This is a genomic window from Streptomyces coacervatus (assembly GCF_029223485.1).
GTDB lineage: Bacteria > Actinomycetota > Actinomycetes > Streptomycetales > Streptomycetaceae > Streptomyces > Streptomyces coacervatus.
On sequence record NZ_JARHTP010000011.1, the window covers coordinates 30,811 to 53,370 of the forward strand.

A 22,560-nucleotide genomic window follows, 5' to 3' on the forward strand; every position below is an offset into this window, starting at 1 on the left:
TGCGTTCCTTCCGAGGTTCATGGAAGTGTGCGGCCCCTCCGAGCCGTCAAGCTCAACTCGGAGGGGCCGTACGGGAGTTACTTGGTGAGATGGTCCGGGCCGAAGGCCTGGGGCAGCATCTCCGAGAGCGGGAGGATGCCCGCCGGGGTCTCCAGCAGCAGGTCGGGGCCCCCGAACTCGTACAGCAGCTGGCGGCAGCGGCCGCACGGGACCAGGATCTCGCCCCGCCCGTCGACGCATGTGAAGTGCGTCAGGCGGCCGCCGCCCGTGCGCTGCAACTCCGAGACCAGACCGCACTCGGCGCACAGGCCGAGACCGTAGGAGGCGTTCTCGACATTGCAGCCGGAGACCGTACGGCCGTCGTCGACCAGGGCGGCGACCCCGACGGGGAAGCCCGAGTACGGGGCGTACGCGTGCGACATGGCCTCACGGGCCAGCACACGCAGCGCCTCCCAGTCGACGGCGGCCGGGGTGGTCACTTGCCCTGGCCCTTCCGGTAGCGCATGCCGTCGGCCTTGGGCATCCGCAGGCGCTGCGCGGACAGCGACAGCACCAGCAGCGTGACGACGTACGGGGTGGCACCCACGAAGTCGCTCGGGACCTCGTCGGTGACCAGGTACCAGACCAGGACACCCGCGCCGACCATCAGGCTGATCCCGCCCTGCCAGTGCGCCTTCTTGTACAGCTTCCAGCCCGCGAGAGCGACGAGAAGCACGACCAGCAGGAGCAGCAGCGCGTGGACGGTCTGGCCGCCGTTGCGCAGCTGCAGCGCGTCGGAGTAACCGAACAGGCCCGCGCCCATCGCGAGGCCGCCGGGGCGCCAGTTGCCGAAGATCATGGCGGCGAGACCGATGTAACCGCGTCCGCCGGTCTGGTTCTCCAGGTAGGTGTGCGAGGTGACCAGGGCGAGGAAGGCGCCGCCGAGGCCCGCGAGGCCGCCGGAGACGGCCACGGCCGCGTACTTGTACTTGTAGACGTTGACGCCGAGGGACTCCGCGGCGATCGGGTTCTCACCGCAGGAGCGCAGGCGCAGACCGAACGAGGTGCGCCACAGCAGCCACCAGCTGCCGACGAACAGCAGGGCGGCGAAGAGCGTCACCACGGACAGGTCGGTGACCAGGCCGCCGAGGATGCCGGCGATGTCGGAGATCAGGAACCAGTGGTGGTTCTCCAGGGACTTGAGGCCGCTCGACAGGCCCGGTACGTCGATGGTGGGCAGCGAGTCCACCGGCGGGGACTGCTTGGGGTTGCCGCCCGCGTCGGCCGCCTTGCCGTTGGTGAAGAAGAGCTTGGCGAGGTACTGGGTGGTGCCGAGTGCGAGCAGGTTGACCGCGACACCGGAGACGATGTGGTCGACGCCGAAGGTGACGGTCGCGACGGCGTGCACCAGGCCGCCGAGGACGCCGAAGGCGATACCCATCAGCAGGCCGAGCCACGGGTTGGACTGCCAGCCGATCCAGCCGGCGCCGAAGGTGCCGAGGATCATCATGCCCTCAAGGCCGATGTTGACCACACCGGACCGCTCGGACCACAGGCCCGCCAGACCGGCGAGACCGATCGGCACCGCAAGGCCCAGTGCGGCGGAGACCTGGCCCTCGGAGGTGAGCTGGTCGGAGCCGGTGATGACGCGGACCGCGGCGACGAGCAGCAGCGCACCGGCGACGATCATGAGGATCTGGCCGATGGAGCGGCCCGAGCGGGCGCGTTCGGTGTCCGCCTTGGGAGCCGCGGGGGGCGGCGTGTCGGTCATCGTGGCAGTCATCACGCCACCTCCTGCTTCTGGGTCGGGGCGGCCTGGGCGGCGAGCTCGGCGCCGACCCGCTGCTGCTGGCGCCTGAGGCCGTAGCGGCGTACGAGTTCGTAGGCGATGACGACGCTCAGGACGATGACGCCCTGGATGACGCCGAGGATCTCCTTGTCGTAGCCCTGGAACTCCAGGTGGTTGGTGGTGCGCTCCAGGAAGCCCCACAGCAGTGCGCCGAGGGCGATGCCGATCGGGTTGTTGCGACCGAGCAGCGCGATGGCGATGCCGGTGAAGCCGATGCCCGTCGGGAAGTCGTTGCTGAACTGGTGGCTGTCGTTGAGCAGGGTCGGCATGCCGATCAGACCGGCCACCGCACCCGAGATGACCATGCTGGTGGCGATCATCTTCTTGACGGAGACACCGCTCGCGGTGGCCGCGCTCTCGGACTGGCCGACGGTGCGCAGGTCGAAGCCGAACCGGGTGCGGCCGAGTACGAACCAGTACGCGATGCCGATGATCACGGCGATGACGATGAAGCCCCACAGCACGCCCGACGGGCCGGTGTCGATGCTGAAGAAGTACGAGGACTCCGGCAGCGGCTTGGTGGAGATGACCGTGCCGCCGCTCTGCAGCTCGGCGAGCTTCCCCGGCTGCAGCAGGTAGGCGATGATCGCGGTCGCGATCGAGTTCAGCATGATGGTCGAGATGACCTCGCTGACGCCGCGGGTCACCTTGAGAACACCCGCGATGCCGGCCCACACGGCACCGGTCGCCATGGCGCACAGGATGATCAGCGGGATGGCGATCCAGCCGGGAACGGTCAGCGCGCCGCCGAGCACGGCGGCGAAGAACGCGGCGATGCGGTACTGGCCGTCGACGCCGATGTTGAACAGGTTCATGCGGAAGCCGATGGCCACCGCGACACCCGCGAGGTAGTACGTCGTCGCCTTGTTGAGGATGTAGACCTGGCTGTCGCTCGCGGTGCCGTAGGTCAGCATGTCACTGAAGGCGGAGCCCGGGTTCTTGCCGGTGGCGAGGATGACCAGGGCGGTGACGACGACCGCTGCGACGATCGCCAGCAGCGGCGCCGCGATGCCGAGGAGCAGCCGCTCCTTGTCGATGCGTTGGGTCAGCTTGTTCATCGGGCGTCGTCCTCTGTGCTCTCCGGGCCGGAGGCCTCTGTGTGCTCCAGGTGGCCGGTGGCCGCACCCGTCATGGCGGAGCCCAGCTCCTCGGGGGTGATCGTGGCGGGGTCGGCGTCGGCGACCAGGCGGCCGCGGTACATCACCCGCAGGGTGTCGGAGAGCCCGATGAGCTCGTCCAGGTCGGCGGAGATCAGCAGCACGGCCAGGCCCTCGCGGCGGGCCTCGCGGATGTGGTCCCAGATCGCGGCCTGCGCGCCGACGTCCACACCGCGGGTGGGGTGGGCGGCGATGAGCAGCTTGGGCGCGTGGCTCATCTCGCGGCCGACGATCAGCTTCTGCTGGTTGCCGCCGGAGAGCGAGGCGGCGGTGACGTCGATGCCGGGGGTGCGGACGTCGTACGCCTCGATGATGCGCTCGGTGTCGGTGCGGGCGGCCTTGATGTCGAGGAGCTGGCCGCGGGAGTTGGGCCGCTCGGTGACATGGCCGAGGATGCGGTTCTCCCACAGCGGGGCTTCGAGGAGCAGGCCGTGGCGGTGCCGGTCCTCGGGGATGTAGCCGACGCCGGCCTCTCGGCGGTGGCGGGTCGGGGCGTGCGAGATGTCGGTGCCGTCGAGGGTGACGACGCCGGCGGCGGGGTCGCGGATGCCCATGATCGCCTCGACCAGCTCGGACTGGCCGTTGCCCTCCACGCCGGCGATGCCGAGGACCTCGCCCTTGTGGATGGTGAAGGAGATCTCGTCGAGGATGATGCGCTCGACGCCGTCGAGGTCGACCTGGCTCAGGTGCAGGCCGTCCACCTTGAGCAGCGGCACGTCCGTGATCGTCGACTCCCCGGTCTCCGGGGTGGGCAGTTCGCTGCCGACCATCAGCTCGGCGAGCTGCTTGGGGGTGGTGCCGGCCGGCTCGACCGTGCCGACGGTGGTGCCGCGGCGGATGACGGTGATCTCGTCGGCCACGGAGAGGACTTCGCCCAGCTTGTGGGAGATGAAGATGACGGTGAGGCCCTCGGCCTTGAGCTCCCGCAGGTTGTCGAAGAGGGCCTCGACCTCCTGCGGGACGAGCACGGCGGTCGGCTCGTCGAGGATGAGGGTCTTGGCTCCGCGGTAGAGGACCTTGAGGATCTCCACGCGCTGGCGGTCGGCGACGCCGAGCTCCTCCAGGAGGACGTCGGGCCGGACGTTCAGGCCGTACGCGTCCGAGATCTCCTTGATCTTCGTACGGGCCTTGCCGCCGATGCCGTACAGCTTCTCCGCGCCCAGGACGACGTTCTCCAGGACGGTGAGGTTGTCGGCGAGCATGAAGTGCTGGTGCACCATGCCGATGCCGCGGGCGATGGCGTCGGCCGGGTTGTGGAAGGTGACCGTCTCGCCGTTCACGGTGATGGTGCCCTCGTCCGGCTGCTGCATGCCGTAGAGGATCTTCATCAGGGTGGACTTGCCGGCGCCGTTCTCACCGCAGAGGGCGTGGACGGTTCCGGTACGGACAGTGATGTCGATGTCCTTGTTGGCGACGACGCCAGGAAATCGCTTGGTGATGCCGCGCAGTTCGACGGCAGCGGGAGGGCTGGACGCGTTGATGGCGCACTCTCCTCGGGGAAAAGGGGCTGCGTAGGGGAGGGCAGGCGTCGGCGACGCTAGCGCGGCAACTCCATGCTACACGCGTAGAGTTGACACATTGTTATGGCTCGACGAGGGGGTGGACGAACGCCCCCTCGCCGAGCCGAGGTTCCGGCGGGAACCCTCAGGTCAGCTGGTCTTGACCGTGACCGTGCCGTCGACGATCTTCTTCTTCGCGGCATCGAGCTGGGTCTTGATGTCGTCGATGAAACCACCGCTGGTGGCCAGGCCGACACCGCCCTTGGCGAGCGAGTAGATCTGGTTGCCGGTCAGCGGCTTGCCGTCGTGCACGGACTTGATGAAGTCGTAGACGCCGACGTCGACGTTCTTGACCATCGAGGTCAGGATCGAGTTCTTGTACTTGGCCAGACCCGGGATGTTGTACTGGTCCGAGTCCACGCCGATGGCCCAGGCGCCCTTGGTGCCGGCGACGGCCTCGATCGAGCCGTTGCCGGAGGAGCCGGCGGCGGAGTAGATCACGTCGGCGCCGTTGTCGAGCTGGCCGGACGCGGCCTCCTTGCCCTTGTCGGGGCTGGAGAAGCCGGACAGGTCGGAGCCGTGGGTCAGGTACTGGACGTCGACCTTGACGCTGGACTTGGTGTCCTTGACGCCCTGGACGTAGCCCGCCGCGAACTTCTTGATCAGCGGGGTGTCGACGCCGCCGATGAAGCCGACGTGGTTCTTCTTGGTCTTCAGCGCCGCGGCGACACCGGCCAGGTAGGAGCCCTGCTCCTCGGTGAAGGTGATGCTGTCGACGTTCTTGGCGGTGGCCACCGAGTCGATGAGGCCGAAGCTGACCTTCGGGTACTCCTTGGCGACCTTGTCGATCGAGGTGGCGTAGGAGAAGCCGACAGCGACGATCGGGTTGTAGCCCGCGTCCGCCAGGTCGGTCAGGCGCTGCTCGCGGTCGGCCTCGGTGTCGGAGGTCTTGGCGGTCAGCTCCTTGATGGAACCGCCGAACTCTTTCTCGGCCTTGTCGGCGCCGCGCGCGGCGGAGTCGTTGAAGGAACGGTCGCCACGGCCGCCGACGTCGTAGGCGAGACCGATCTTGATGCCCTTGCTGCTGCCCGAGGAAGAGGACGAGCTGCCAGTGTCGGACGAGGTGCTGCCACAGGCTGTGGCAGTCATTGCGAGAGCTGCGGTGGCGATACACGCAGCGGAAAGCTTGGCTACCCGGCGCACGGGAGGCTCCTTCACCTGACCTGAGCGCCTTGTCGGCGCTTCATGTGAGCACCATGCCAGTGCTCGGGCCTGGACGCCCCTGCGGCGTCGGCTTCGCGGCATCGTAACGCGCGTAGATGTCAGAAAAAGACCTACTCCAAAGCCGTTATCGATTCGAGGCAAACGGCCTCTGAACTCGGCGTCTGAAGCCCTCACACCGGTGGATTTCGATGAGCGCACGATTGGCTTACGAGCATGTTGCGCCGGGCGGCGGAACGGCCCCCGAGGGGGCCGTTCGGCACGCTCGGATCACTTCCCCGCGTCCAGCAGTGCCGCCGCTGTGAACAGCTCGACACCGACCGTGATCGCCGACTCGTCCGCGTCGAAGTCGCCCTGGTGCAGGTCGCGGACCGTGCGCTCGCCCGGGGTGCGGACGCCGAGGCGGGCCATGGCGCCGGGGACGTGCTCCAGGTACCAGGAGAAGTCCTCGCCGCCGAGGCTCTGCTCGGTGTCCTCGACGGAGTGGGCGCCGCGGCGGGTGGTCATGGCGTCGCGCAGGAGGTCGGTGACGTCCGGGTCGTTGACCACGGGTGGGACTCCGCGCACGTAGTTGATCTCCGACTTGGCGCCGTGCAGGTTGGCGACCTCGTCGATGGCGGCGACCACCAGGTCCGGCGCCTGCCGCCAGGCCTCGATGTCGAGGCAGCGCACGGTCCCGGAGAGCTCGGCGTGCTGCGGGATGACGTTCGGGGCGTGCCCGGACTCGATGCGGCCCCAGGTGATGGCGACCCCGCTGCGGGTGTCCACGCGCCGGCCGACGAGCGCGGGCACGTCGATGGCGACGCGGGCGGCGGCGGTGACCAGGTCGGTGGTGAGGTGCGGGCGGGCGGTGTGCCCGCCGGGCCCGTCGAGGGCGACCTCCAGCCGGTCGCAGGCGGAGGTGATGGCACCCTGTCGCAGTCCGATACGCCCCGCGTCCACCCTGGGGTCGCAGTGCACGGCGATCATCCGCCCCACACCGTCGAGCACCCCGCACTCGATGGCGTCGGTGGCTCCTCCGGGCAGTACTTCCTCGGCGGGCTGGAAGAGCAGCCGCACGGGCCGCGGGAGCTTCCCCTGCTTGTGCAGTTCGGCCAGGACCAGCCCGGCGCCCAGCACCACGGTCGTATGCACGTCGTGCCCGCAGGCGTGCGCCCGGTCGGGCACGGTCGACCGGTACGCGCACTCACTCTTCGTGTCCGGAATGGGCAGGCCGTCGATGTCGGCGCGCAGGCCGAGCATGGGCCGCCCGCCGTCCCACTCCCCGATGTCACAGATGAGCCCGGTACCGGTGGCGAGCACGCGCGGCCGAAGGCCCGCCGCCTCCAGCCGCGCCTTGATCGCGGCGGTGGTACGGAACTCCTGGTTGCCGAGCTCGGGGTGCATGTGCAGGTCGCGCCGGAAGGCTACGAGTTCGGCACGCAGCGCCTCGGGCAGCGTGCCGGGAAGCACGGCTTCCCCGGGTTGGTCGGCCTCGGACTCCAGTGACATCAGTTTGTTCACCCTCTGAAGGGTAGGACGCCGGGGTGGCCAACTGACCCTCGATCAACAAAAGTTCAACCCCTCAGGGGAAGAAAAATTGGCCGCTCGACGCATGGGTGTCGGTTGAGATGGGTAAACCACTCTTTTCTCTACGCATACCACGCCACGCACCTCCCCGGCGGTTCTGTTCCGCCTGTCGGGACCGCACTTTGACATCCTCCCCCTCAAACAAGGGGGATTCCAACCGGGGTGGGTTGAGGTTCACGGGCGCTCGAACGGCCGGTGGCCGCTGTCACCCCTCCGGTACCGGCTTGGCGCCGGGGGCGGGGGATCCCACCCTGTCCTACCGCGACATTCCTTGAGGCGTTCGTGTCGGCGTTGCAGGTAAAGCCGCAGGACACGCAGACGAACTCGGCTTGGCTCTTGCGCGAGTTCTTCTCGATCCATCCGCAGGCACTACATCGCAGACTGGTGTACGGGGCCGGGACGTCTTCCACGCGTCCCGGCGCCTTGTGCTCGGTGCGCTGCCGAAGTAGGCCCCAGCCCTGGGCGAGGATCGCCCGGTTCAGCCCGGCCTTCTGCCGGACCTGCCTACCCGGCTGTTCAACCGTCCCCTTGGCGGAGGCGGTCATGTTCTTGATGTTCAGCTTCTCGAACCGCACCAAGCCACAGGTGCGGGCAAGCATGGTGCTGGTCTTCTCGCACCAGTCCTTGCGCCGGTTCGTCTCCCGTGCCTTGAGTCGGGCGGCCTTCGCGTACTCGGCGGTCTTGTGCTCGCTGCCCTTGGGGGCGCGGGCGGCGCGCCGCTGGTGCTTGCGGATCCGGGCGCGTTCCTTGGTGGTGAGCTGGGGGCAGTTCAGCTTCCGCCCGTCGGACAGGGCTGCGGTGATCGTCACGCCCCGGTCGATGCCGATGACCTCGCCGGTTGCGGGTGCGGCGATCGGGTCGGGGATGACCGCGAAGGCGATGTGCCACTGGTTGTTGCGGAACGTGATGCGGAAGGTTTTCGCGTCCGGGAGTTCGGTGCGGGTGAGGCGGAAGCGGACCCAGCCGCAGCCGGGCACCTTGACCTGAGCCCACCGGCGGTTGAGCTTGTGGATCACGACGGAACGCCCCATGACCTGCTTGCCCTTGGCGTTCAGCTTCGGGGAGCCGTCGCTCTCGAACTCCGGCACCCGGTCGGTGCCGATGACGCGGAAGCCCTCGTGCCGGTACTTCCTGCGCCAGGTCGGCTCGCCGAATCCGGAGGTGAATTTGGCGTTCTTGGCCTTCGCGAAGTCCTTGAGCGCCTGTTGCTGCACGTCCGCGTTCCCGGCACCGAGCCATGCGTTCTCACGACGGGCCTCGGTGAGCTGGTGGCACTGCTCCGCGAATCCGGGAGCCCCGTACTGCCTGCCGTCGGGACGATAGTGCGCCTTGTCCTTGCGCCGGTGCGCGTGCTGCTCGACCGCGAGGTTCCACACGTACCGGGCGTGCGCGCAGTGTTCGAGCATGACACTCGCCTGCTCGCCCGTCGGGTACATGCGGAATCTGGACATGGGACCAATGTAGCTCAATAGTGGTCCCATGAAGCATGTGAACTTGAGACTTCCCGACGATCTGCACGAAGAGGCCAGGGCGGCTGCCGCTGCGGATGACCGCTCCCTGAACTCCTGGCTGGTCACCGTCGTTCGACGTGCGGTCGCCTCGGGCGAGATGCCGAATCGCCCTGGCGGTGATCCGGCTCCTCCTGCCCCGCTCCGCGGGAGCGGGCATTCGCCGCGGTCCTGAAGGACACCCCGCCCTGAAACCCGGTGGAACAAACGGGCCCGGATCCCGGAATCATCACCACCGCGCGACGGTTACGCCACGCAGCGCACACGGTCGCCGATCGCGGGCACCCTGCCTCCATGGAGGCGTGCGGCTGCGGTGAGGACCAGATCCCCTGGATGCTGGCGAAATTCGGGTTCCTCGGGATGGCAATCCTGGTCCTGGGGGGCCTGGTCGTGATGACCCTGGCGGGCTGGCTCCTGGTGCTGGCGGTGTCGCTGTACCGGCGGTGGCGGTACCCGCCACGGTCGGCCGAGCTCGGGGAAAGGTCCGGGGAGACGTTCGAGGAGACATCGCAGGACTCTCTCGGCGGTTTCACCTGGACGACGGACGACCCCCGGTAGCCGCTAGTAGGGTGCGGGCCCGTGAGCTCCGCGATACCGGGCAGCCCGGAATTCCTGCATGCCACCCGATCCTCGTACGACGCGATCGCCGGCCCGTACACCGAGCAGTTCGCCGACTGGCTCAGCGACAGACCGCTGGACCTCGCCCTGGTCACCGCCTTCGCCGAGCTCGTACGTACGGCCGGTACGGCTCCGGTGGCCGACGTCGGCAGCGGGCCCGGTCATGTCACCGCCCGGCTCGATGCGCTCGGTGTGCCGGCCTTCGGGGTCGATGTGTCGCCCGGCATGGTGGCGCTGGCCCGGCAGGCGCATCCCGGGCTCCGGTTCCACGTCGGTTCGATGACCTCGCTGGACCTGCCGGACGAGACGCTGGGCGGTGTGCTCGCCCTCTTCTCGATCATCCACGTCCCGGACGACCACCTGCCGACGGTCCTCGCCGAGTTCCACCGCGTCCTGGTCCCCGGCGGCCATGTGCTGCTCTGCTTCCAGAGCGGGGACGAGGACGGCAGCATGCACCTGACGGAGCGGTTCGGGCAGGAGATCTCGCTCGACTACTACTTCCGTACGCCGGACTCCGTCGCCGAGCAGCTGGTCAAGGCGGGGCTACGGCTGCAGGCCCGCGTCCTGCGCGAGGCGGACGGCGAGGAGCAGCGGCCGCGCGCGTTTCTGCTGGCGCGGAAGGACGTCTGAGGGTTCGCTCCGCGGGTTGTGCAGCTGTGGGTTGTCGATCGTCTGCGGCGCCGTCGTGGCTGGTCGCGCAGTTCCCCGCGCCCCTTTACGCTGCGGTGACCGCCGACAGCCGCGTCACATCCCGCGCCGTCCCCGTCACCCCCGACAGAAACCCCTGCGCCCGCGGCGAGGCGTTCTCCGTCAGCCAGCCGGGGTCGATGTCGCAGACCGCGACCCGGACCTCCGTGCCGGTCAGGGCGAGGGGCAGGGTGTGGACGACGGTGGAGGGGAAGCTGAGGATCGTGCGGCCGATCGGGCCGCGGCGGGCGATCAGTTCCAGGGGGAGGTCGGGGCGGACGATCTCCAGGCCCGTCTCGGCGGCCAGCCGGTGGAGCTTGTCGGTGCTCTCGCGGCGGTGTGCGAAGTAGCGGGTGGCGCCGTGGGTCTTCGCCAGGGTGCGGACGGCTTCCAGGTAGCGGTCGCCGTCGACCACGCCGGTCTCCACGAGTGAGGTGCCCACCATGTCGGCGCCCTTGGTGATGCGGGGCGGGCCGAAGCGGAAGCGGGTCCAGGAGAAGTCGTTGGTGTGGACGGTCACGCCGGGCGGGATCTCGTCCATGGGCATGGAGGAGAAGATCGCCACCTTGCGTTTGGAGCTCGGGGTGAGGCGGCGGCGGGCCTTGGAGGACACCGGCGCGAAGATCAGGTCCCGGGGGCCCGGGCGGCCGCCCTTGCGGTGCCAGCGGACAAGACGTTCACCGCGGGCCAGCTGGGCGACGAACTCCATCGTGGCCGTGCCGTCGTCGACGACGACCAGGTCGCGGGCCTTGGTGATGGTCAGCAGGAGTTGTACGTAGCGGGAGAAGGGGTCGCCCAGGACGATGCGGTCGGCCCTGCGGAGCATGCCGGTCAGGCCGCCGATGGTCTGGAAGGGGGCCGCCGGGCCACCCCGGGCCTCCTCCCAGCGGACCGTGTGGCCCTCGTCGCGGGCGAGTTCGGCCATGCGGCGCAGCTGGCCGCGGGTCATGGGGTCGGTCGGGGACAGGACGACGAGGGTGAGCGTCGCGCCGGGCGCCTGGGCATGCGCCCACTCCAGCACGTTCAGAAGCTGTACCGGGCTCTCGACGAACGCGAGAGTGGAGGTGCTGCCGGCGGATCCGGCGCGGCGGCTCATCGACGTATGACCGTCCCCTAAGTGGTGGTGACTCAGACCGAGACCGGCTCGCCCGCGGCCGCGGCGATCTCCGCCTCGGCGACGACGCCCGTGACGCGGCGCAGCTTCTTCATGGGGCCGAGCTCGGAGTCGTAGACCTTCTTGACGCCGTCGCCGAGGGAGGCCTCGATGGTGCGGATGTCACGGACGAGGCGGGTGAGGCCGCCCGGCTCGACGGAGGCGGCCTGGTCGGAGCCCCACATCGCGCGGTCCAGGGTGATGTGGCGCTCGACGAAGGTGGCGCCGAGGGCGACCGCGGCGAGGGTGGTCTGCAGGCCCGTCTCGTGGCCGGAGTAGCCGATCGGGACGTTCGGGTACTCGTCCTGCAGGGTGTTGATGACGCGGAGGTTGAGCTCCTCGGCCTTCGCGGGGTAGGTCGAAGTGGCGTGGCAGAGCAGGATGTTGTCGCTGCCCAGGACCTCGACCGCGTGGCGGATCTGCTTCGGGGTCGACATGCCGGAGGACAGGATGACCGTGCGGCCGGTGGCGCGCAGGGCGCGCAGCAGCTCGTCGTCCGTGAGGGAGGCGGAGGCGACCTTGTGGGCGGGGACGTCGAACTTCTCCAGGAAGGCGACGGCCTCGGTGTCCCACGGGGAGGCGAACCAGTCGATCCCCTTCTCCTTGGAGTACTCGTCAATCTGGCGGTACTCGTCCTCGCCGAACTCCACGCGGTGGCGGTAGTCGATGTACGTCATCCGGCCCCAGGGGGTGTCGCGCTCGATGTCCCACTGGTCGCGCGGGGTGCAGATCTCGGGGGTGCGCTTCTGGAACTTGACCGCGTCGCAACCGGCCTCGGCGGCGGCGTCGATCAGCTTGAAGGCGTTCTCGAGCTCGCCGTTGTGGTTGATGCCGATCTCGCCGACGACATAGACGGGCTGACCCGGGCCGGCGGTCTTCGAACCGAACGTGCGCAGACGGGAGTTGGTGCTCATGGCAGGAACTGTCCTTACTTGGTCAGAGAGTCGAGAGAGGGGCCGAGGATCCAGCTGGCGATCTCTCGGATCGCGCCGTCGCCACCAGGGACGGTGGTGACCGCACGTGCGGCGCCGCGTACCACGTCGTGGGCGCTCGCGACCGCCACGGGCCAGCCCACGAGGGCGAAGCACGGGAGGTCGTTGACGTCGTTGCCGACGTAGAGCACGCGCTCGGGCGCGATGCCCTGCTCCTCGCACCACTGCTTCAGTGCGAGGTCCTTCCGGTCGATGCCGTGCAGCACGGGAATCTGCAGCTTCCGTGCGCGGGCGGCGACGACCGGGTTCTGCTCCGAGGAGAGGATCAGCATCTTCAGGGCGCTCTTGCGCAGCGCCGCGATGCCGAGGCCGTCCCCGCGGTGCACGGAGACGAACTCCTTTCCATCGGCGTCGATCAGCACCCTGTCGTCGGTCTGGGTGCCGTCGAAGTCGAGTACGACCGCGTCGATGTCGTCGGCGGTCGGGAGGGCTCCGGGCCGGTCCGCGTCGAAGAGCGGAGCCAGCGCGCGGGCCCGCGCCAGGTCGTGCGGGTCGTCGATCTCCAGCACGCGCGCGGGGTCGGTCCGTACGAGCTCCGTACGGCCGAAGAAGCGGTGCTGGTGCTTGCGGAAGCCTGCCGCGTCCATCGCGTAGGCGGCGCCGGTCTCCAGGAGGTCCTGGGGGCGGTCCTGGCGGCGCGGGCGGTAGGACTTGTCGTGGTTGACGCCGTAGCCGCCGCCGGTGGCCGCGTCGGCCTCCGCGACGGTGCCCGCGGTGGCCTCGTCCTCGGCGTCGCGCCAGATGAAGCCGTGGAAGGGGGCCACGGTGACGGCCGTGTCGGCGCCGTTCTCGGCGACCGCGGCCGCCACTCCGTCGATGTCCTCGCGGATGATGAACGGGCTGGTGCACTGCACGAACACCACCACGTCGACCGCCGCGCCCTGGAGGGCCTCGTGGGCGTCCATGGCGTGCAGGACCGCGGCCTCCGAGGTCGCCGTGTCCCCGGCGATGGCGGCGGGACGCAGCACGACCTCGGCGCCGGCCTCACGCGCCGCCGCGGCGATGGCCTGGTCGTCGGTGGACACCACGACATCGGTCACCAGGCGGGTCGCCCGGCACTCGCGCACCGCCCGCGCCACCAGCGGCACACCGCCGACGGGGGCGAGGTTCTTCGCGGGCACGCCCTTGGAGCCGCCGCGCGCGGGAATCACCGCGAGCACCCGGCGCACCGAAGCGCCTTGGCCCGCTTGCGGGTTGGACATGGGCTGCACTCCTTGGGCTCCTTGCGGAGGTATCGGCGCGACTGCGGCTCGCGCTTGTGTGGGTTCTGGGGCCGCCGGGGCCGGCAGACCGATCGCGTCCGTCTTCGCAGAGGACACGGCTCGTGCTACCGCCGCTTCCGCGGCCCGTAGGGGCGCGGGGCTGTATCGCATGTGCGGCTGCCGCCGCGCGGGCGCGACCGGCCCCGACGGCGCCGCAGCCGCTCGACGACCTGAAGCGGCACTTCCCGGGGCGCTCACAGCTCCCCCATCCGCCGGATCACCGGGGCCACGCGCTGCACCCCGTGCCGGTAGGCACCGCGCGCCGCCCGGCGGACGATCTGCCGGACCGGCCCCGGCTCCTTGTCGACCGAGGGTGCCCCCGGCAAAACGCTGCCGTCGGGGCCGAGGTGGTGGCGGGCGAGGATGCCGGGCAGATAGCCGGGCGCCGTCGCGGGCGTGTAGTACGGGGTCAGCGGCGCCGGGCCGCCGGGGCGGTCGAGCAGCTTGGCGATGCGTTCGCGGGCCGCGTCGAAGGCGGTGGCGTAGGAGCCGTCCGCGGCGACGCCCTGCCGGGCCACCCACTCCTCGTCGGCGGTCGGCCGGTGGCCGGCGTCCAGCTGGTCCCAGGAGGCGAGGCAGCCGGAGCCCACGAAGTGGTGGTTGCCGAGCACCTCGCGTACGCCCAGGTCGGTCAGGACGACCGTCGGGACACGGCGGTGCAGGGACTCCAGCGCGGCCGTGGAGCTGATGGTGACCAGCAGGTCGGTGCGGTCGAGGACCTCACCCATGTTCCCGTACACCAGGTGGAAGTTGGCCGGCGGATCGAGCCGCTGGACCAGCTTCTGGTAGGGCTGCTCCTCGATGTGCGTGGTGTGCTCGCCCGGCTTGGAGCGCAGCTTCAGCAGCACCTCGCGCTCGGGGTGCAGCCGGGCGTGCTGGACCAGCCGGTTCAGCAGGTACATACGGTCCTTGCGGCTGTCCGGCACGGACGGCTGCACGGCGAACACCACGGTGTACGGGTCGTGTTCACCTTCGTAGGCCGCACCGCCGAGGAAGGGGAGTGCCACCTCGGTCACCGACGAGGCGTCGGCGCCCACCCCCTCGTACACGGCTCTGAAACGCTCCGCGTCCTGGCGGGAGTTGGCGAGGACGAGGTCCGCGCCGTGCCGCAGCAGGAGGCCGTCGGCGAGCTTCTCGTAGACGACGCCGACATAGCCGGTGACGACGACGGGGCGCCGCTCGCTGCCCTCCCACACGCGCGCCAGGCCGTGCAGCATGGCCTGTACGCCGCCGCCGACGAGTGCGAGCACGACGACGTCGTACGACTCCTCGGCCATGGCGCGCAGAAACTCGACGGCCGTGACCTCCCTGAGGGAGTCGGCGCGCACACCGACCTCCGCCAGCTGGCGGGCGGTCGGCGTCGCCCGCCCGCGCAGCAGGAATCCGCTCAGTTCGAGACCGACTTGCGCGTCCTCGTCGGGTGCGGCTTCCATGGACGGGCCCGGGGCGATACGAGCCGCGGTCAGCGCACCCCATTTCCAGCGGGTGTCGGAGTCCGCGAGTACGGCGATTCGCGTGGGCTTCGAGGTACTTGGTGGCACGACGAAGACGCTAGGAAGCAATTCCGAGGCGCGGCCCAACCGCACCTCAACAGAAAGTTAACAACACCCCGCCGAAAGCCGAACTGGCTCGCCAAACCCCCGGAGCTACAGTCGATGCACCGTTCCGACACATCGAGTTCACCCTCTGTACGGCCGCCGGAAAGTTACGCCGCCGGACTGCCTCTTACTCTCTCTTACGTGCCAAAGCTTTCCGTGATCGTGCCGTTCTACAACGTGCAGCAATATGCCCCGGACACCCTCAAAAGCCTTCGCTTGAACGCGCGACGGGATTTCGAGTTCGTACTGGTCGACGACCATTCGAAGGACGAAACTCCGGCGATTCTCGAACGCGCGGCCGAGGAGCTCTCCGACGTGGCGCAGGTGCGGTATATCCGCCATGAGAAGAACGGGGGACTCGCCACCGCCCGCAACACCGGCCTGGACGCGGCGCAGGGCGAGTACCTGACGTTCCTGGACGGCGACGACTGGCTGGCTCCCGGCTATTTCGCCGAACTGGTGGATGCCATCGAGGGGTTGGGCGTCGATTTCGTGCGCACCGACCATGTGCAGGCGACCGCTCGCGCGCGCAGCGTGAGCAGGGTCCCCTACGGGCGCCGCTGGGAGGCGCTGAACCCGCGCGAGGCGATTCTGCCCGCCGACCGTTCGACCTCCGTGGACTACGCCTTCGCGTGGGCCGGCGCCTACCACCGCCGGCTCCTCGACAAGGGCCTGCTGCACTTCACCGACGGGCTGCGTACGGCTGAGGACCGGCCGTGGATCTGGAAGCTGCACCGCGAGGCGGAGTCGTTCGCCGTGGTGAGCCTGCTCGGCGTCTTCTACCGGCGCGGGGTCGCCTCGTCCCTGACGCAGATCGGCGACGTCCGCCAGCTCGACTTCATCCGCGCCTTCGACCAGGTCATCGAGGAGACGGCCAAGGACCCGGACGCGGACCGGCTGCTGCCGAAGGCGGTGCGCACCTACTGCGCGATCATCGCCCACCATGTCTCGGACGAGGAGAAGTGGGAGCCGTCCGTGTACCGGGAGCTGCGGGCGAGGAGCGCGGCCGCGATCCAGCGCCTGCCGCAGGACATGCTCGGCGACGTACTCGAAACGATGGACATGCACCGCTCCTCCAAGCTGCGGCGGCTGCGGCGCCGGATCACGACAGCGAAGGCGGCTGCCTGATGCCCCGTACGACCCGCATCTACTGCGTCTCGACTCTCTACGGCGCCGCCACCCTGGCCGCCGCGATCGACTCCGACTGCTTCGAGCCGGAGGACCGCAGCATCCTGCTGGTCTTCAACAACTCCGCGACCCCGGAGATCACTTCGCCGGTCGACGAGATGCCCGGTTTTGAACCGTTGCGCCACCACTTCGACGACGTGTTGTCCTGGAACGAGGCCATCCGCCCCTTCCACCCGGGCGCCTGGACCCCGCGCCAGGACGACATCCCGCTCTTCGAGCGCTACCTGCGGCTCCTGTGGGACCTGGGTGACGACCGCGTGGAGCTGGTCCTGGAGTCCATCCAGGTCGCCCCGGCCCTCAGCCTGGCCCAGCTGTTCACCGACGCCCCCGTCGACGTCTACGCCGACGGCCTGATGAGCTACGGCCCCACCCGCAACAAGCTCGACCCGCTGGTCGGTACACGGGTGCGCCGGCTGCTCCATCTCGACCTGGTCCCCGGCCTCACCCCGATGCTGCTGACCGAGTTCGACGTGCCCGCGCAGGTCCTGCCGACCGAGGCCTTCCTGAAGGTGATGGGCGAACTCACCGCCTCCGTACCGGAGTTGCCGGTCCTGCCGGACAACTCGGCGCTGCTGCTCGGCCAGTATCTGTCCGCGCTGGGCATCCTCTCCCCCGAGGAGGAGGAGGACCTGCATGTGCGGATGATGCGCGGGGCGGTCGAGCGCGGCCACCGGGCGATCGTCTTCAAGCCGCACCCCACCGCGCCGGCCCGCTACAGCCGTGCGCTGGAGACGGAGGCCGAGAAGCTCGGCATCGACCTCACGGTCATCGACCTGCCCGTCCTCGCCGAGCTGCTGTTCGAGAAGTCGCCGCCCGGCCTGGTCGTCGGCTGCTTCTCCACGGCGCTCTTCACCGCGTCCGCGTTCTACGGCCTCCCGGTCGCCCGCATCGGTACGGAACCGCTGCTGGACCGCCTCACGCCGTACCAGAACAGCAACCGGGTCCCGGCCGTCCTGGCCGACGCGCTGCTCCCGGACCTGGAGGGCGGGAAGGGCGAGGCCGTCATCCCCGCCGACAAGCTGGACGGCCTGGTCACCGCGGTCGGCTTCAGCATGCAGCCGCAGATCTACCCGAATCTGCGCCCGGCGGCGGAACGCTACCTGGCCCGGCACTTCGCCGACCGCACCCGCCGCTACTTCAAGCGCAAGCGGCTCACCTCGCTCGGCCTGCCGGGCGGCATCCCGCAGCGACTGGCCTTCCTGCCCCGCAACGCCACGGCCCGCAGGGTGGTCCGGCGGGCACGGGCGATCAGGAAGGCCGTGCAGGGCTGAGCGCGGCCACCACGTAGATCACGGACGGCACCCGGCCGCCGCCCACCGCAGAGGTGGGCGGCGGCCGTTTCCGTGTGCAACGTCAGCCCTACGGCATGTGGCGTGCCTCGACGCCCGCGACGATCAGCGCCAGTCCCTCATCGAAGTGCCGGTCGTAGTCCTCGAAGATCTCCCGCCCGGCCGCGGCCGCGAGGGGGAAGTCGGCCAGCAGGCGGGCGCGATCCTCGACGTCGTAGCCCTCGCGGCGCTCGCCGGGCAGGGGCCGGACGCCCTGCTCCTCGGTGACGAAGCCGATGGTGTACGCGTACGCGGTCCGGTTGGCCCGGACGGCCTCGGCGAGCCCGAAGCCGGCGGCCGTGAAGAGCCGGAGGTTGGACTCCATCTCACGGGCGTGATCCGTCCCCGTGAAGCGCGACCCGCTGTAGACCTTCGCGCCGTCGCGATACCCGAGCAGAGCGGCCCGCAGCCCCCGGTTCGCCTTCACCATCCGCTCCTGCCATGCATCGCCCGGATCAAGATCCGCCCCCGCGACCATCCGGCGGTACATCTCCGTCGCCATCTCGTCGAGCAGCGCCTGCTTGTCCTTGAAGTGCCAGTACAGAGCGGGCGCCTTGACGTCCAGCTCCTTGGCGATGGCCCGCAGGGTCAGCCCGTCCAGACCGACCTCGTTCAGCAGCTTCAGGGCGGTGTCGGCGACCCGTTTGCGGTCGAGGGGGGCGCGTTTCTCCGTACTCACACTTGACAGCTTAACAGCGTTAAGGGCACGCTCGGAGCCAAGAGAACTTAACAACGTTAAGGAGAGTGGATCATGAGCACGGTGGACGTGGTGATCGTGGGGGCGGGCCCGACCGGTCTGGCCCTCGGTGTCGACCTCGCGCGGCGGGGAGTGGACGCGCTGGTCGTGGAGAAGGCGGAGGGGCTGTTCCCGGGTTCGCGCGGCAAGGGCATCCAGCCGCGCACCCTGGAGGTCCTGGACGACCTCGGGGTGCTGGACGCGATCCTCGCGGGCGGTGGGCGCTACCCGGTCGGCATGATCTGGCAGAACGGCGAGCGGGTCGGCGAGCACCGGATGTTCGACGCGGACGAGGTGAAGGAGGCGGCCGGGGACTCCGCGTTCACCGAGCCGTGGATGGTGCCGCAGTGGCGGACGCAGGAGATCCTGTTCACGCGGCTGGAGGAACTGGGAGGGCGGGTGGCCTTCGGCCGGGAGGTCGTCGGGCTCGACCAGGACGAGGACGGCGTGAGCGTGCGCTTCGCGTCCGGGCCGGACCTGCGCGCCCGGTACGTCGTCGCCGCCGACGGCGGGCGCTCGGCCGTGCGGCGCGCGCTGGGCATCGGCATGACCGGCGAGACGGTCGACCCCAACCCGGTCCTGGTCTCGGACGTCCGGATCACCGGCCTGGACCGCGACAACTGGCACATCTTCCCGCCGCACGGGGACGGTGACGGCTACCTCTCCATCTGCCCGCTCGCCGGTACGGAGGACTTCCAGCTGGTCGCCCAGTTCCCGGAGGGGACCCCGGTGGACCTGTCCCTGGACGGCATCCGCAAGGTCGCCGCCGCGCGCACGCATCTCGTCCCGGACGACGTGACGGAGGTCCGCTGGGCCTCGGAGTTCCGCCCGCGCGCGGCCCTCGCGGACCGCTTCCGGGCCGGGCGCGTCTTCCTCGCCGGGGACGCGGCGCATGTGCACTCCCCCGCCGGCGGCCAGGGCCTCAACACCAGCGTCCAGGACGCCTACAACCTGGGCTGGAAGCTGGGTGCGGTGGTGCGCGGCGGGGCGCCGGCCGCTCTCCTCGACACCTACGAGGAGGAGCGGCGGCCCATCGCCGAACGGATGCTCGGGATCTCGACCGGCGTGCACCGGGGCGAGGTGCGGCGCGGGGCGGCGACGGTCCAACTGGGGTTGGGGTACCGGGAGTCGTCACTTTCGCGGGAGACGCGGGCGGCTGCGGGTGCGGTGCGGGCGGGTGACCGGGCGCCGGACGCGGTGGTGGGGGGTGTACGGCTCTTCGACGCGTTCCGGGGGCCGCATTGGACGCTGGTGGCGCTGGGCGTGGAGGCGCCCGACCTGGGCATGGCGTCGGTGCGGGTTGTCCAGGGCTCCGCCCTGGAGCCGTACGGGGAGGGATTGTTCCTCGTACGGCCGGATGGGTATGTCGGGTGGGCGGGAGACTCGGCTGCGGAGCTTCGCGACTACGTCACCGGGCTAGGACTCCGCTGATAGTGCCACGATCGGTCGTCTATCGACTGCCGCGCCGTCGTGGCTGGTCGCGCAGTTCCCCGCGCCCCTTTAGGGCGCTAGAACGCGTCCGAGGGGATATAGGTGCCCCAGATCTCCCGCAGCGCGTTGCACACCTCGCCCACCGTTGCTCGCGCCCGCAGGGCGTCCTTCATCGGGTACAGGACGTTGTCCTCGCCCTCGGCGGCCTTCTTGAGGGCTGCCAGGGCCGCGTCCACCGCCGGCTGGTCGCGTTCGGCGCGGAGTTTTGCCAGGCGCTCTGCCTGCTGGGCCTCGATGGCCGGGTCGACTCGGAGCGGCTCGTACGGCTCCTCCTCGTCCAGCTGGAAGCGGTTGACGCCGACCACGACGCGCTCGCCGGAGTCGGTCTCCTGGGCGATGCGGTAGGCGCTGCGCTCGATCTCGGACTTCTGGAAGCCGTGCTCGATCGCGTTGACCGCGCCGCCCAGCTCCTCCACCTTGGCCATCAGCTCTACGGTGGCCGCCTCCACGTCGTCCGTCATCTTCTCGATGACGTACGAACCGGCGAACGGGTCGACGGTCGCCGTCACGTCCGTCTCGTAGGCCAGCACCTGCTGGGTACGGAGGGCGAGGCGGGCGGACTTGTCGGTCGGCAGGGCGATTGCCTCGTCGAAGGAGTTCGTGTGGAGGGACTGCGTGCCGCCGAGGACCGCGGCCAGGCCCTGGACGGCGACCCGGACCAGGTTCACCTCCGGCTGCTGGGCCGTCAGTTGGACGCCCGCCGTCTGCGTGTGGAAGCGCAGCATCAGGGACTTCGGGTTCTTCGCGCCGAACTCCTCCTTCATCACGCGGGCCCAAATGCGCCTGGCCGCACGGAACTTGGCGACCTCTTCGAGGATCGTCGTACGGGCCACGAAGAAGAAGGAGAGACGCGGTGCGAAGTCGTCGACGTCCATGCCGGCGGCAACCGCCGTGCGGACGTACTCGATGCCGTCGGCCAGCGTGAAGGCGATCTCCTGCGCGGGGGAGGCGCCCGCCTCGGCCATGTGGTAGCCGGAGATCGAGATCGTGTTCCACTTCGGGATCTCGGCCTTGCAGTACTTGAAGATGTCGGCGATCAGGCGCAGGGAGGGCTTCGGCGGGAAGATGTACGTCCCGCGCGCGATGTACTCCTTCAGCACGTCGTTCTGGATCGTGCCGGTGAGCTGGGAGGCCGGGACGCCCTGCTCCTCGCCGACCAGCTGGTACATCAGCAGCAGCAGGGCCGCCGGTGCGTTGATCGTCATCGAGGTCGAGACCTTGTCCAGCGGGATCCCGCCGAACAGCACCCGCATGTCCTCGACCGAGTCGATCGCCACGCCGACCTTGCCGACCTCGCCGTGTGCGATGGCGGCGTCGGAGTCGTGGCCCATCTGGGTCGGCAGGTCGAAGGCGACCGACAGACCCATCGTGCCGTTGGCGATGAGCTGCTTGTAGCGGGCGTTGGACTCCACCGCCGTACCGAAACCGGCGTACTGGCGCATGGTCCAGGGGCGGCCCGTGTACATCGACGGATAGACGCCGCGGGTGAAGGGGTACGAGCCGGGCTCGCCCAGCTTCTCCGCCGGGTCCCAGCCCGCGAGGCCCTCGGGCCCGTAGACCGGTTCGATGGGCAGTCCGGACTCCGACTCACGCGCCATTGGTGTGATGCCTCCCGCTGAGCAATTACGCCGATTGCTCTGTTCACTCGCCAGTTACTCGCCAGTACAGACCGACCCTCCTGCGGACTGTAGCGGTGCGCGTGCAGTCGGTGGAGGGGAGCACGCTGGGACCTTCCTCACAGCAGTTTGGCGGTCCCCGTCACAACCATGCACCGCGGTTCGCAAGCAGTCATCCGCGGGCACCATCTCAGATGACACAGGCGGGGCTGTCGGTTCCATCGGTGAGGACGGCGGGGGTCGCAGTGCGTATGAAGGGCATGGGGAGATCGATCGCCGCTGCGGCGGCACTCGCGGTCCTGGCCACCGTGTGCGGCTGCACCGTGCAGGGCACGGACGGCAAGGGGCACTCGCCCGTGCACATCGAGCTGCCGGGCAGCAAAACGCCCTCGGCCCCCTCTTCCAAGGCCGGCTCCCACGGCGAGCCGAGCGCGTCTCCCTCGACCACCGGTCCGGCCGTCCTTTGGTCCCGCGGCGACTCCTCCGACGGCGTGCGCGAACTCCAGGCCCGGCTGCGGCAGGTCGACTGGCTCTTCGACGGCCCGACCGGGACGTACGACGACCTGACCGAGAACGCGGTCAAGGGGTTCCAGGGCAAGCGCGGGCTGCCGAAGACCGGGCGGACGGACACCGTCACCTGGCAGCGGCTGCTGAAGATGACGCACGAGCCCGGGACGTGGGAGCTGTATCTGATGGGCGGCCAGCCCGCCGGCCCGGCGGATCCGCGCTGTCTGACCGGGCGGGTGCTGTGCATCGACAAGACGACCCGCACCCTGCGCTGGATGATCGACGGGCAGACGGTGTCGACGATGTCGGTCCGCTTCGGCGCGACGGGCACGCCCACCCGCGAGGGCGTCTTCGATGTGTACTGGAAGTCCCGCCACCACTGGTCGACGCTCTACGACTCGCCCATGCCGTACGCGATGTTCTTCAGCGGCGGCCAGGCCGTGCACTACTCGTACGACTTCGCGGCCCGCGGTTACGCCGGCGGCTCGCACGGCTGCGTCAATGTCCGGGACGAAGCGGCCATCTCCGACCTGTACGGGCAGGTGAGGAACGGCGACAAGGTCGTCGTGTACCGGTGAGGCCGAGCGGCCTGAGAGGTGTGG

The 22,560-nt window shown here is 69.7% G+C and carries 20 protein-coding genes; 7 read left to right on the plus strand and 13 right to left on the minus strand.

All coding sequences use genetic code 11. The annotated features are described in order from the left end of the window. Window positions 1–77: 77 nt before the first annotated feature. The 7 genes from P2Q00_RS26350 to P2Q00_RS26380 all read right to left on the minus strand — a co-directional run bounded on the left by P2Q00_RS26350 (window position 78) and on the right by P2Q00_RS26380 (window position 8,725). Window positions 78–479, minus strand: a complete 402-nt coding sequence (locus tag P2Q00_RS26350; protein WP_275775244.1) for a cytidine deaminase — start codon at window positions 477–479, stop codon at window positions 78–80. Continuing rightward, window positions 476–1,762 carry an ABC transporter permease gene (locus P2Q00_RS26355; protein WP_275775246.1) on the minus strand — a complete coding sequence of 429 codons (1,287 nt, stop codon included), beginning with the start codon at window positions 1,760–1,762 and terminating at the stop codon, window positions 476–478. The genes P2Q00_RS26350 and P2Q00_RS26355 overlap by 4 nt, the downstream gene beginning before the upstream one ends. After that, window positions 1,762–2,886: an ABC transporter permease gene (locus P2Q00_RS26360; RefSeq protein ID WP_275775248.1), complete on the minus strand. Its 1,125-nt coding sequence runs from the start codon at window positions 2,884–2,886 to the stop codon at window positions 1,762–1,764. The genes P2Q00_RS26355 and P2Q00_RS26360 overlap by 1 nt, the downstream gene beginning before the upstream one ends. Further along, window positions 2,883–4,466, minus strand: a complete 1,584-nt coding sequence (locus P2Q00_RS26365; RefSeq protein WP_425579603.1) for an ABC transporter ATP-binding protein — start codon at window positions 4,464–4,466, stop codon at window positions 2,883–2,885. Before P2Q00_RS26365 ends, P2Q00_RS26360 begins: the two co-directional genes overlap by 4 nt. Before the next feature lie 168 nt (window positions 4,467–4,634). Beyond that, on the minus strand, window positions 4,635–5,687 hold the full coding sequence (locus P2Q00_RS26370) for a BMP family lipoprotein (protein ID WP_275775249.1): 1,053 nt from the start codon (window positions 5,685–5,687) through the stop codon (window positions 4,635–4,637). A 288-nt stretch (window positions 5,688–5,975) separates the two neighbouring features. Continuing rightward, window positions 5,976–7,196, minus strand: coding sequence for a M20 family metallopeptidase (locus P2Q00_RS26375; RefSeq protein ID WP_275775682.1), 1,221 nt, complete (start codon window positions 7,194–7,196; stop codon window positions 5,976–5,978). Between the two features lie 215 nt (window positions 7,197–7,411). After that, complete coding sequence (locus P2Q00_RS26380; protein ID WP_275775250.1) at window positions 7,412–8,725, minus strand: RNA-guided endonuclease InsQ/TnpB family protein; 1,314 nt, start codon at window positions 8,723–8,725, stop codon at window positions 7,412–7,414. 28 nt (window positions 8,726–8,753) lie between these two features. Here P2Q00_RS26380 and P2Q00_RS26385 point away from each other — a divergent pair, with 28 nt between their 5' ends. The 3 genes from P2Q00_RS26385 (at window position 8,754) to P2Q00_RS26395 (ending at window position 10,030) form a co-directional block, all read left to right on the plus strand. After that, the gene (locus P2Q00_RS26385) at window positions 8,754–8,957 is read left to right on the plus strand and encodes a YlcI/YnfO family protein (protein WP_275775251.1); all 204 of its coding nucleotides are present in this window, start codon (window positions 8,754–8,756) and stop codon (window positions 8,955–8,957) included. A 119-nt stretch (window positions 8,958–9,076) separates the two neighbouring features. After that, window positions 9,077–9,340, plus strand: a complete 264-nt coding sequence (locus tag P2Q00_RS26390; RefSeq protein WP_275775252.1) for a hypothetical protein — start codon at window positions 9,077–9,079, stop codon at window positions 9,338–9,340. Between the two features lie 21 nt (window positions 9,341–9,361). Beyond that, entirely contained in the window at window positions 9,362–10,030 is a 669-nt protein-coding gene (locus tag P2Q00_RS26395; protein WP_275775253.1) for a class I SAM-dependent DNA methyltransferase, read from the plus strand. A gap of 85 nt (window positions 10,031–10,115) precedes the next feature. Here the strand turns inward: P2Q00_RS26395 and P2Q00_RS26400 are convergent, their stop codons facing one another. The 4 genes from P2Q00_RS26400 to P2Q00_RS26415 form a co-directional block, all read right to left on the minus strand. Next, complete coding sequence (locus tag P2Q00_RS26400; protein WP_275775256.1) at window positions 10,116–11,183, minus strand: hypothetical protein; 1,068 nt, start codon at window positions 11,181–11,183, stop codon at window positions 10,116–10,118. A 32-nt stretch (window positions 11,184–11,215) separates the two neighbouring features. Further along, window positions 11,216–12,154: an N-acetylneuraminate synthase family protein gene (locus P2Q00_RS26405; RefSeq protein ID WP_275775258.1), complete on the minus strand. Its 939-nt coding sequence runs from the start codon at window positions 12,152–12,154 to the stop codon at window positions 11,216–11,218. 14 nt (window positions 12,155–12,168) lie between these two features. Continuing rightward, window positions 12,169–13,434, minus strand: coding sequence for an acylneuraminate cytidylyltransferase (locus P2Q00_RS26410; protein WP_275775260.1), 1,266 nt, complete (start codon window positions 13,432–13,434; stop codon window positions 12,169–12,171). Between the two features lie 254 nt (window positions 13,435–13,688). Beyond that, window positions 13,689–15,035, minus strand: a complete 1,347-nt coding sequence (locus tag P2Q00_RS26415) for a DUF6716 putative glycosyltransferase (protein ID WP_275775261.1) — start codon at window positions 15,033–15,035, stop codon at window positions 13,689–13,691. Window positions 15,036–15,233: 198 nt separating this feature from the next. Between P2Q00_RS26415 and P2Q00_RS26420 the strand changes: the two genes are divergently transcribed. Beyond that, window positions 15,234–16,220, plus strand: a complete 987-nt coding sequence (locus tag P2Q00_RS26420) for a glycosyltransferase family 2 protein (RefSeq protein WP_275775262.1) — start codon at window positions 15,234–15,236, stop codon at window positions 16,218–16,220. Continuing rightward, window positions 16,220–17,551, plus strand: a complete 1,332-nt coding sequence (locus P2Q00_RS26425) for an alpha-2,8-polysialyltransferase family protein (protein ID WP_275775263.1) — start codon at window positions 16,220–16,222, stop codon at window positions 17,549–17,551. Before P2Q00_RS26420 ends, P2Q00_RS26425 begins: the two co-directional genes overlap by 1 nt. A gap of 88 nt (window positions 17,552–17,639) precedes the next feature. Here the strand turns inward: P2Q00_RS26425 and P2Q00_RS26430 are convergent, their stop codons facing one another. Next, window positions 17,640–18,287, minus strand: coding sequence for a TetR/AcrR family transcriptional regulator (locus tag P2Q00_RS26430; RefSeq protein ID WP_275775264.1), 648 nt, complete (start codon window positions 18,285–18,287; stop codon window positions 17,640–17,642). 72 nt (window positions 18,288–18,359) lie between these two features. On the opposite strand from P2Q00_RS26430, the gene P2Q00_RS26435 reads away from it, so the two are divergent. Beyond that, the gene (locus P2Q00_RS26435; protein WP_275775265.1) at window positions 18,360–19,775 is read left to right on the plus strand and encodes an FAD-dependent oxidoreductase; all 1,416 of its coding nucleotides are present in this window, start codon (window positions 18,360–18,362) and stop codon (window positions 19,773–19,775) included. 77 nt (window positions 19,776–19,852) lie between these two features. Here P2Q00_RS26435 and P2Q00_RS26440 read toward each other — a convergent pair whose 3' ends face one another. Then, window positions 19,853–21,433: an acyl-CoA mutase large subunit family protein gene (locus tag P2Q00_RS26440; protein WP_275775266.1), complete on the minus strand. Its 1,581-nt coding sequence runs from the start codon at window positions 21,431–21,433 to the stop codon at window positions 19,853–19,855. Window positions 21,434–21,711: 278 nt separating this feature from the next. Here P2Q00_RS26440 and P2Q00_RS26445 point away from each other — a divergent pair, with 278 nt between their 5' ends. Continuing rightward, complete coding sequence (locus P2Q00_RS26445) at window positions 21,712–22,536, plus strand: L,D-transpeptidase family protein (protein ID WP_275775268.1); 825 nt, start codon at window positions 21,712–21,714, stop codon at window positions 22,534–22,536. The last annotated feature ends 24 nt before the right edge of the window (window positions 22,537–22,560 follow it).

Bases quoted from the DNA above. Each gene is read 5' to 3' on its own strand.
- P2Q00_RS26355 (WP_275775246.1), bottom strand. From the start codon at position 1,762: ATGACTGCCACGATGACCGACACGCCGCCCCCCGCGGCTCCCAAGGCG.
- P2Q00_RS26360 (WP_275775248.1), bottom strand. From the start codon at position 2,886: ATGAACAAGCTGACCCAACGCATCGACAAGGAGCGGCTGCTCCTCGGC.
- P2Q00_RS26375 (WP_275775682.1), bottom strand. From the start codon at position 7,196: ATGTCACTGGAGTCCGAGGCCGACCAACCCGGGGAAGCCGTGCTTCCC.
- P2Q00_RS26380 (WP_275775250.1), bottom strand. From the start codon at position 8,725: ATGTCCAGATTCCGCATGTACCCGACGGGCGAGCAGGCGAGTGTCATG.
- P2Q00_RS26385 (WP_275775251.1), top strand. From the start codon at position 8,754: ATGAAGCATGTGAACTTGAGACTTCCCGACGATCTGCACGAAGAGGCC.
- P2Q00_RS26390 (WP_275775252.1), top strand. From the start codon at position 9,077: ATGGAGGCGTGCGGCTGCGGTGAGGACCAGATCCCCTGGATGCTGGCG.
- P2Q00_RS26400 (WP_275775256.1), bottom strand. From the start codon at position 11,183: ATGAGCCGCCGCGCCGGATCCGCCGGCAGCACCTCCACTCTCGCGTTC.
- P2Q00_RS26405 (WP_275775258.1), bottom strand. From the start codon at position 12,154: ATGAGCACCAACTCCCGTCTGCGCACGTTCGGTTCGAAGACCGCCGGC.
- P2Q00_RS26410 (WP_275775260.1), bottom strand. From the start codon at position 13,434: ATGTCCAACCCGCAAGCGGGCCAAGGCGCTTCGGTGCGCCGGGTGCTC.
- P2Q00_RS26425 (WP_275775263.1), top strand. From the start codon at position 16,220: ATGCCCCGTACGACCCGCATCTACTGCGTCTCGACTCTCTACGGCGCC.
- P2Q00_RS26435 (WP_275775265.1), top strand. From the start codon at position 18,360: ATGAGCACGGTGGACGTGGTGATCGTGGGGGCGGGCCCGACCGGTCTG.
- P2Q00_RS26440 (WP_275775266.1), bottom strand. From the start codon at position 21,433: ATGGCGCGTGAGTCGGAGTCCGGACTGCCCATCGAACCGGTCTACGGG.
- P2Q00_RS26445 (WP_275775268.1), top strand. From the start codon at position 21,712: ATGGGGAGATCGATCGCCGCTGCGGCGGCACTCGCGGTCCTGGCCACC.